This window comes from Streptomyces acidicola (assembly GCF_009377235.1).
GTDB classification, from domain to species: domain Bacteria; phylum Actinomycetota; class Actinomycetes; order Streptomycetales; family Streptomycetaceae; genus Streptomyces; species Streptomyces acidicola.
Genome location: NZ_VMNX01000105.1, coordinates 21208 through 30033 on the forward strand (window position 1 = coordinate 21208; position 8826 = coordinate 30033).

Below are 8826 nucleotides of genomic sequence, written 5' to 3' on the forward strand. Positions count from 1 at the left end.
AGAGGATCTACCTGTGAGTGACGAAGTACAGCCCGGGTTCGTACGGGTGCGGCTTGATCTCTCCTACGACGGCTCCGAGTTCTCCGGCTGGGCCAAGCAGGCCGGAGGGCGGCGGACCGTGCAGGCGGAGATCGAGGACGCCCTGCGGACGGTGACGCGTTCGAAGGGGGCCCCGTACGAGCTGACCGTCGCCGGGCGGACCGATGCCGGGGTGCATGCGCGGGGACAGGTCGCGCATGTGGATCTGCCCGAGGACGTGTGGGGCGAGCACCACGGGAAGCTGCTCAAGCGGCTGGCCGGGAGGCTGCCCAAGGATGTGCGGGTGTGGGCGCTCAGGGAGGCGCCCGCGGGGTTCAACGCGCGGTTCTCGGCCGTCTGGCGGCGCTACGCGTACCGGGTCACCGACAATCCCGGCGGTGTCGACCCGCTGCTGCGGAACCATGTGCTGTGGCACGACTGGCCCCTCGACGTCGGCGCCATGAACGAAGCCGCCGAGCGGCTCCTCGGGGAGCACGACTTCGCCGCCTACTGCAAGAAGCGTGAGGGCGCCACGACCATTCGTACGCTGCAGGAGCTGAGCCTCGTGCGGGGGGAGGACGGCATCGTCACCGCCACCGTGCGTGCCGACGCCTTCTGTCACAACATGGTGCGGTCGCTCATCGGCGCCCTGTTGTTCGTGGGGGACGGGCATCGGGCGCCGGACTGGCCGGGCAAGGTGCTGGCCGCAGGTGTGCGGGACTCCGCCGTGCATGTCGTACGGCCGCACGGGCTGACGCTGGAGGAAGTCGGGTACCCCGCCGACGAGTTGCTGGCCGCGCGGAACAAGGAGGCGCGGAACAAGCGGACGCTGCCCGGGGCTGCCGGTTGCTGCTGAAGGCTCGATGAGCTCCGGTGCGTTGAGTGGTCCGTTGTGCCGGGGGCGTCCGCCTCAGTCGTGCGCCTCAGTCGTGTGCCCAGGACGTGACCAGGCCCGACAGAGCCTTCTCGGCCTCGTCGGCGTCCCGGCCGTCGCCCCGGGCGTCGGGGGCGAGTTCCACGTGGACGAACTTCGCGTGCTGCCGTTGCGCGGCCTTGCCCTGGACGTTCGTGACGCCTTCGAGGGGGCACCGGTCCTGCCAGCCGCGGCATACGCGCAGCCCGTCGGCCTCCATGGAGTCGGCCATGGCGGAGGTCTCGGTGTGCGCGCTCTGGGCGGCGCCGGTGGAGACGACGGCCTCGTAGGGGCGGTCCGGGCCGTCGGTGAAGCCGTGCAGCTGGACGCCGGGTACGTCGCGCTTCTGGAGCTCCACGACGATGGTGTGGAAGGCGCTGTCCTCGCTGTGGGCGACATCGGCGGCGTCCCCTCGGCCGGCGCGGCGGTGGGCGCCGGCCAGGACGAGTGAGCCGCCGGGGTTGTCCTCCAGGAGACGCACTCCGAGGACTTCGGTGTCCCGGTCGCTCATCGGGTGGGGGATCTGAGCGTTCCAGTGGAGGCCGGCGTCGACGTTCAGGTACAGGCGTCCCCAGTGCTGGGCCTCGCCCGGCCGGCGGGCCGCGATCTCGTCGTACCGGCGTCCGGACTCGGTGTCGGTGAGGCGGGTGACCTTGAGGCCGATGGGGGAGAGGAGCTGTTCGGCCCGCGCGGCGTTCCCGTCCAGGAGGTTCCCCACGCCCTCGGACAGTTTCTCGCGCTGGGTGTCACTGGGCGGGGTGTAGTCGCCGTCGGGCTTGAAATCGGCCGTATACGCGAGGATCCGGCTGCGGAGATCCACCAATTCCCTCAAACGTGGAGCGGATTCATCCGTTCCCTGCCCTGTTGGTGACTGGCAACCGAACAATGCGAGAACGAGTCCGACTTGTACCAGTATGCGGACGAAATGTGATTGTCTTGTGACAGCAACAGGACTGACGCTTGTGAGGGCCGTGTGAGTATGGCGCGGTGACACTTCGTAATCCTCTCCGGATCGGTCGTTCTGTTGCCGCCCTGGCGACGGTCGTCGCCGTGACCACCGCGTGCAGTTCTGGTACCCCGGCGGCGAAGGTGAAGCCGGACGGGCGCTCGTTCACCGTCGCTGCCGCCGGTGACGTGCTCATCCACCCCGAGCTGGTCGAGCAGGCCGCCAAGGATGCCAAGAAGACCGGCAAGGGGGAGGCCGGGCTGGACTTCGGCCCGATGCTCGCCGGTGTGAAGCCGATCATCAGCAAGGCCGACCTGGCCATCTGTCATATGGAGACGCCGGTCGGAAAGCCCAAGGGGCCCTTCGAGGGCTACCCGGAATTCCTTGTTCCGCCGCAGATTCTGACGGCCCTCAAGGGTGTGGGTTACGACACCTGCTCGACGGCCTCCAATCACACCTACGACCACGGCCTGAAGGCCGTGCGGCGCACGCTGAACGCCATGGACAAGGTGGGCCTCGGACACACCGGCTCGTCGCGCACGCCCGACGAAGCAGAACAGATCAACATACGTGACGTCAACGGCGTGAAGGTCGCCCACCTCGCGTTTTCCTGGGAGTCGTTCCTCAACCCGACGCCCGGGAAGGAGAAGTGGGCGTTCAACCGGATCGGCTTCGACGCGATCAAGAACGCCGAGTCGCGGGCCCGGAAGAAGGGCGCCGAGGTGGTGATCCTCTCGCTCCACTGGGGGCTGGAGCACTACAACGAACCGAGCATCCCGCAGCTCCGGCTCGCTGAACGGATCACCGAGGACACGGGGATCAACCTCGTGATCGGGCACCACTCCCACGTGGTGCAGCCGATCCAGAAGGTGAACGGCACCTGGGTCGCCTACAGCCTCGGCAACCAGGTCGCCCGCCACTCCTCGCCCACCGGGCTCACCGAGGAGGGCGCGATCGGCTGGTTCGAGTTCCGCGAGACGACCGACGGGAAGTGGGACGTCTCGGCCCGCTACGCCACGACGCTGGTGGACATCCCGCCGGAGCTGGAGGCCGGCGAGAAGGCGCCCGCCGGCGCGGTCGAGGACCACCGGGTGGTGGACGTGCGCCAGGCCCTGAAGGACTCGGACGTCTCCGAGGAGCGGCTCGCCCGCTACCGGCTGGCGGAGGACCGTACCCGGGGCTTCCTGTACAACCGCGGGGCCCCCGGCGGGGACGGTCTGAAGGAGCTCACGGTGGAGCGTGACTAGCGCCACGGCGTGATCAGCGCCACAGCGCATTCCGGGGCGAGAGACACAACCTCGGGGTTCCTTAACAGTCTTTTAAGTGACGGCATTGTCATGCCCCCGCGTTTCGGCGGTGTTTCCGGCAGGCGCCGTCATCCGTAGAGGTCGGAGGAGACCACCGGTGACATCCACTCGTGCCGCGGGCCCTGTGAAGGGCGGGCGGCGACGAAGCCGAAGACGAGCGGACATGCCGCTTCTGGGCGGTATCCGTCCGCCCATCGCGCTGCTCTGCGTGCTGGTGCTCGCCCTCGCCGGACTCACCGCCAAGGTGCTCGGCCCCGCCGGTGAGAAGGTCGTCCCGGAGGCCGTGCTGTCCGCGCAGCAGCACTTCGCGGAGGACGGCGCCATCGCCCTTCGGGCCTCGATCGACGAGCGGGTCGCAGACCTGAACCGCACCGCGGCCGCGCTGAACGAGGGCTCACCGGTGGAGCCGGAGCGTGTCCTGTCCGACCTCGGCAAGACGTACCAGAAGTGGACCGGCACCACGGTCCTGGACCTGGAGACCGGCAAGGTCCTGGCCGCCAGAGGAGAAACGATTCCTCTCGGCTGGCTGGACAAGGACGTCCTCACCGGGGGCAAGGCGCTCAAGCCTCGTATGGTCCGGCTGGAGACCGGTGACGTACGGCTGATGACCATGGCCGTCCTCGACTTCAAGGACCGGCCGCAGCAGCTGCTGATCGCCTCCAACAGCCTGTCCGTGCCCGCCATCAACCTGGGGCAGTTCCGCTCCATGGCGGTCGTCGCCACCGGCGGTGAGGTCCTCGCCACGGCAGGCTTCGAGCAGTCCGAGGCACTCAACTCGGACCAGGAGCGCAAGGAACTGTCCTTCCTCCAGAAGCAGATGAGCAAGCTCTCCGGCCTGGCCGCCGACGAGACCGAGCAGAATCCCGTCAGCGCCAGGGAACCCGGCTCCCGCGGCTACCCCGGCGTCAGCGGAAGCCTCGTCGGCGAGTCCTACAACGGCCGTATCGCCACCGCCGGGTACGCCTCCCTCGCCTCCTCCGATCCCGAGGAGAAGCAGAGCGTGGGCGCGGGGCTCGGGCTCACCGTGGTGGCCATGATCCCCGCGGTCCAGCAGCAGACCGCCGCCCCGGGCCGGGAGTTGTACGGGCTGCTGGCGGCCGGCGCGCTGGTGGTGCTCGGTCTGTTCGCGGTGACCGTGCTCCTGGTGACCGTGCAGCGTCCGCTGCTGCGGCTGTTCCTGGAATCGCGGCGGCTCGCCCGCGGTGACATGACCCGGCCGGTGGCCGTGCCCCGCTGGGGTGAGGCCGCGCGCATCGGCCGCGCCCTGGAGCACCTGCGCGTACAGCTCGGCGGCGCGGCGGACGAGTCCGCCGAGCGCCGGCCGGGGAAGACGCGGCTCGGGGTCCGCGGCCCGCTCGCGCTGACGGCCGTCGTGCTGCTGCTGTGGTGCGTGCCGGTCGGTCTCCTGCTGAACCGTACGGACGACTCGGTCAGCGTCCCGGCCTCCATGGTCAGCGACCAGCGCGACCGCACCGACCTGGTCGCCGACCGGGTCCGCCGGGCGCTCAACGAGGCCCAGGCGGACATGGTCTCCACCTCCCGGCTGATCCGCGGGGACGACAGCGGCGCCACCACCAAGGTGCTGGAGGCCGGCCTGCGCGAGCACACCCGCTACCAGTCGCTGTACCTGCTCTCCGCGGACGGCGACGTCCTGGCCCGCGCGGGGGAGGAGCCGAGCGCCCAGTGGAGTGGCGAGGAGGACCTTCCGCCGGTCCGGGTCGCGGGCAAGGGCGGGAAGAAGCCGGTCATCCAGGTCGGGGCCCCCGTTCCGGACCGTAAGGGGGAGACCGTCGTCGGCGAGGTCAGGGTCGAGTTCCTCAACTCGCTGCTCAAGCGGCCCGGCCTCGGCGAGGTCCGCGTGGTGGACTCCAAGGCGCAGACCATCGCCGCCAGCGACGGCTTCCTGGCCTTCGAGAAACTGCCGCGCGACGCGCTCGCCGACGTCGTCCGGGCCGGCAGCGTCCCGGTCGGCGCCGGTCCCGTGGAGAACGGCCTGCTGTTCCGCGAGGGGAGCGGGGTCACCGTCGCCGCGGCGGCCCCCTTCTCCGGCGGCGGCGTGGCGGCGGATCTCGGCTGGACCGCGGTCAGCTGGCAGAACGCCAAGGACTTCCAGATCGCCGCCTACCAGCTGGAGGACCGCAGCGTGCTCGCCGGACTGCTCGGTCTGGCCCTGATCGTCGTCTGCCTGGGCTGGGTGTTCCTGGTCGTGGCCCGGCCGCTGCGGGCCCTCGCCACCGGCGCCGAGAAACTGGCGGACGGTGACCTCAAGACCGTGCAGTACCCCCGCTACCAGGACGAGGTCGGTGCCGTCGTACGCAGCCTCGAACTGATCCGTCAGCAACTGCAGGTCCGTAAGCAGAACCAGGCGCGCCGGCTCGCGGAGCCACAGCCCGTCGTCCGGGGAAGGTGACCCAGCCGTGCTCTATCTCTACTTCGTACTGCTCATAGGCGGTGTCGCGCTGTTCGTGGCGGGCGTCGTGGAGCAGCGCCGGCACTACGCCAGCCTGCACAGCATCCCCTCGCGGGTGCTCGTCAACGGCATCCGCGGCAAGTCCTCCATCACGCGGCTGTGCGCCGGCGCCCTGCGGGGCGGGGACCTGGTGACCGTGGCCAAGACGACGGGTACGGCCGCGCGGTTCATCCACCCCGACGCCACCGAGGAGCCGGTCTACCGGAAGTTCGGGATCGCCAACGTGGTGGAGCAGATCGGCATCGTCCGCCGTGCCGCCACGTACCGTCCCGACGCCCTCGTCATCGAGTGCATGGCCGTCATGCCGGCGCTGCAGGAGGTCAACCAGAGCAAGCTGATCCGCTCCACGATCGGCGTGCTGTGCAACGTCCGCGAGGACCACCTCGCCGAGATGGGGCCCACCCTGGACGACGTGGCCCGTTCGCTGTGCCGCTCGATGCCCGAGGACGGCATCTGCGTCACCGCGGAGAAGGAGCGCTTCCACATCCTCCAGGAGGAGGCCGACGCCCGTAACTGCCAGCTCGTCTACGCCGACCCGGAGACGGTCACCGACGAGGAGCTGCGGGGCTTCAGCTGGTTCACCTTCAAGGAGAACGTCGCGATCGCGCTGGTCGTCGCCGAACTGCTCGGAGTGGAACGGCAGGTCGCCCTCCAGGGCATGTACGACGCCCCGCCGGACCCCGGTGTCCTCTCCGTGGAGCGCTACCTCACGCCCGAGGGCAAGCGGCTCGCCTTCGCCAACGTCTTCGCGGCCAACGACCCCGAGTCGACGCTGATGAACATCAACCAGCTGCTGGATCTCGGCGCCATCCACCGGCCGCTGAACGTCGTGATCAACTGCCGCCCCGACCGCGTCGAGCGCAACGGCCAGATGGGCGAGATCATCCCCGACCTCCAGCCGGACAACGTGTTCGTCATCGGGCACCCCGCCAAGAGTGCCATCGACGCCATCCCGGCCGAGTGGCGCGACCGCGCGATCGACCTCGGCGGTGAGCGGCGCTCGGCCGAGGAGTTCATGCCCACCCTCCTGGGGCGCATGGCCGCCGACGCGTCCTACTCATCCCTTGTCGCCATCGGCAACATCCACGGCCAGGGCGAGGAACTCCTCGAATACCTGGCCGAACTCCCGGCGGACGACTCCGCCGCCGAGGACGCGGACCTGCCCGCGGACCCCGTGCTGCCGCCCCCGCCGGCGCGCCTGGACCCGTACGCCTCGTACCCCATGGCCTACGAGGAGCGCTACCAGGCCTCGCAGACCCAGGAGATCCCGGTGATCCGCATCCCGGCCCAGCAGCAGGGATACCAGCAGGGCCACCAGCAGGGGCAGTACGCCCACTCCGGTCACCCGGGCGGGCCGTACGCCCACGAGCAGGGACAGTACGCCGCGCCCGCCCGGGAGACCTGGGGTTACGGCGACGACTCCCACGGCAGCCACCCGTACCCGACGGCCGACGGCGGTGGGACCGGTGGGCAGCATCCGCACACCTGACCTGCGCGGACGGGGACGACACCCCGCACCCGCACGCCGCCGCCGACCACCCCGCACCACGACCCGCACCCGTGCCCGGAGACCCCGTTGACCACCGCCGCCCTGACCCCCGAGATGGCCGCCCTGGGCATCGCCATCGGCCTGTTCTTCTCGCTGCTGTGCTACCTGACCACCAACCTGTCCCCCGGCGGAATGATCACGCCCGGCTGGATCGCCCTCACCCTCATCGAGGACCTCCAGCGGGCGGCCATGGTGGTCGGCGTCACCGCCCTCACCTACGGGGGCACCAAGGTCATGCAGCGACTGGTGATCCTCTACGGCAAGCGGCTGTTCGCCGCGGTGGTCCTGCTGGGCGTGCTGCTCCAGGCCACGGTGATGATCGTGCTCTCGATCGAGTTCCCGCTGCTGTACGGCAACCAGACCCTCGGCTTCATCGTGCCCGGTCTGATCGCCTACCAGATGGTGCGTCAACCCAAGGGGGCCACGCTGCTGGCCACCGGCACCGTCTCGCTCATGGCCTACATCGTCGTCGCCGCCGGGCTGCTGCTCGGCATCATGCCCACCGTCTGAGTAGCGGGGAGAGATCGCATGGCAGGGAAGAAGAAGTCGCGTCCGGTCCTTTCCGCTCTGGTGGTGCTGGGGCTCGTGGGAACGTCCGGCTACCTCACCTTGGAGCTCCGCAAGCAGGACGACCAGGGCGTCACGGAGATCACCAACGTCGGTGTGCTGGAGGGCTCCGGCGGTGGGTCGAAGACCGCGGACAAGGGCGAGGAGACCTGGTCCCGGCTGGAGAACCCGGCCCGCTCCGTGCTGCGCGGGGCCGACGGCCAGGTCAAGGCGGTGCTCACCGACGGGGCGCGCACCGCGACGCTGACCGGGCCGTCCCGTACCTTCGCGGAACCCTCCTCCACCAGCTCCAAGGTCTCGACGACGGACTGGGTGCGGCTCATGCCCGAGCCCTGGAAGAAGGGCGCGGAGAAGGAGAAGTGGTTCAAGGACTGGTACGCCGAGAACGAGGGCAGCAAGAAGGACGACATCTTCGCCGTCGCGTTCCAGTACGTGGCGGGTGCCAAGGACAAGAAGGACGAGCAGGGGGTCGTCTACGCCGGTGACGCCGACTTCGGTCCGCTGAACCCCAACGGGTCCGAGGGCAACGACCTGCGCCTGGAGCAGTCCGACTTCTACGACTTCCTCGGTGTGCCGTACCCCTTCCGGGACGGTGTGGTCGGGCAGCCGGAGTCGCTGAAGGCCAAGTCCATCGACTGCTCCGGGTTCATGCGCATGGTGCTGGGGTACCGCTCCCGCTACCCGCTGATGTCCTCGGACGAGTCGGGGGACGGACTGCCGCGCACCGCCAACGGTATGGCCCGCTCGAAGGAGGGCGTCGACGTGCTGCCGCTGGTCGGTATCACGCCGAAGGACCGGCCCACCGGGATCGACCAGTTGCAGCCCGGGGACCTCGTCTTCTTCAAGCTGGACACGCGGACCGGGGAGCGGCTGGATCACGTCGGGATGGTCCTCGGCTATGACACCGAGGGGCACCTGATCTTCGTGTCCAGCCGTGAGGAGGTCAACGGGCCGACGATCGGTGACGTGGGGGGCGTGTCGCGGCTGGACGGCAACGGGTACTACGCGAAGACGCTGCGGAGCGCCAAGCGGTTGTGAGGGGTGGGGGTGTGGGGG

Annotated in this window: 7 protein-coding genes; 6 read left to right on the top strand and 1 reads right to left on the bottom strand. The window is 69.7% G+C overall.

The window, feature by feature from the left end:
* Positions 1 to 13: 13 nt before the first annotated feature.
* A complete protein-coding gene (gene truA / locus FPZ41_RS25335) occupies positions 14 to 874 on the top strand; it encodes a tRNA pseudouridine(38-40) synthase TruA (protein ID WP_322620696.1) in 861 nt (286 codons plus the stop codon).
* A gap of 67 nt (positions 875 to 941) precedes the next feature.
* Here the strand turns inward: truA and FPZ41_RS25340 are convergent, their stop codons facing one another.
* A complete protein-coding gene (locus tag FPZ41_RS25340) occupies positions 942 to 1751 on the bottom strand; it encodes a hypothetical protein (protein ID WP_322620697.1) in 810 nt (269 codons plus the stop codon).
* 230 nt (positions 1752 to 1981) lie between these two features.
* On the opposite strand from FPZ41_RS25340, the gene FPZ41_RS25345 reads away from it, so the two are divergent.
* From FPZ41_RS25345 to FPZ41_RS25365, 5 genes are all read left to right on the top strand, one after another.
* Entirely contained in the window at positions 1982 to 3124 is a 1143-nt protein-coding gene (locus tag FPZ41_RS25345) for a CapA family protein (protein ID WP_322620698.1), read from the top strand.
* A gap of 223 nt (positions 3125 to 3347) precedes the next feature.
* The gene (locus FPZ41_RS25350; protein WP_152866000.1) at positions 3348 to 5594 is read left to right on the top strand and encodes a HAMP domain-containing protein; all 2247 of its coding nucleotides are present in this window, start codon (positions 3348 to 3350) and stop codon (positions 5592 to 5594) included.
* Between the two features lie 7 nt (positions 5595 to 5601).
* A complete protein-coding gene (gene pgsB, locus FPZ41_RS25355) occupies positions 5602 to 7143 on the top strand; it encodes a poly-gamma-glutamate synthase PgsB (protein ID WP_322620699.1) in 1542 nt (513 codons plus the stop codon).
* Positions 7144 to 7230: 87 nt separating this feature from the next.
* Positions 7231 to 7713 (top strand): poly-gamma-glutamate biosynthesis protein PgsC/CapC, encoded by a 483-nt coding sequence (locus FPZ41_RS25360; RefSeq protein ID WP_152866001.1) that lies wholly within the window; start codon positions 7231 to 7233, stop codon positions 7711 to 7713.
* A gap of 18 nt (positions 7714 to 7731) precedes the next feature.
* Complete coding sequence (locus FPZ41_RS25365) at positions 7732 to 8808, top strand: C40 family peptidase (RefSeq protein ID WP_152866002.1); 1077 nt, start codon at positions 7732 to 7734, stop codon at positions 8806 to 8808.
* Positions 8809 to 8826 lie beyond the last annotated feature (18 nt).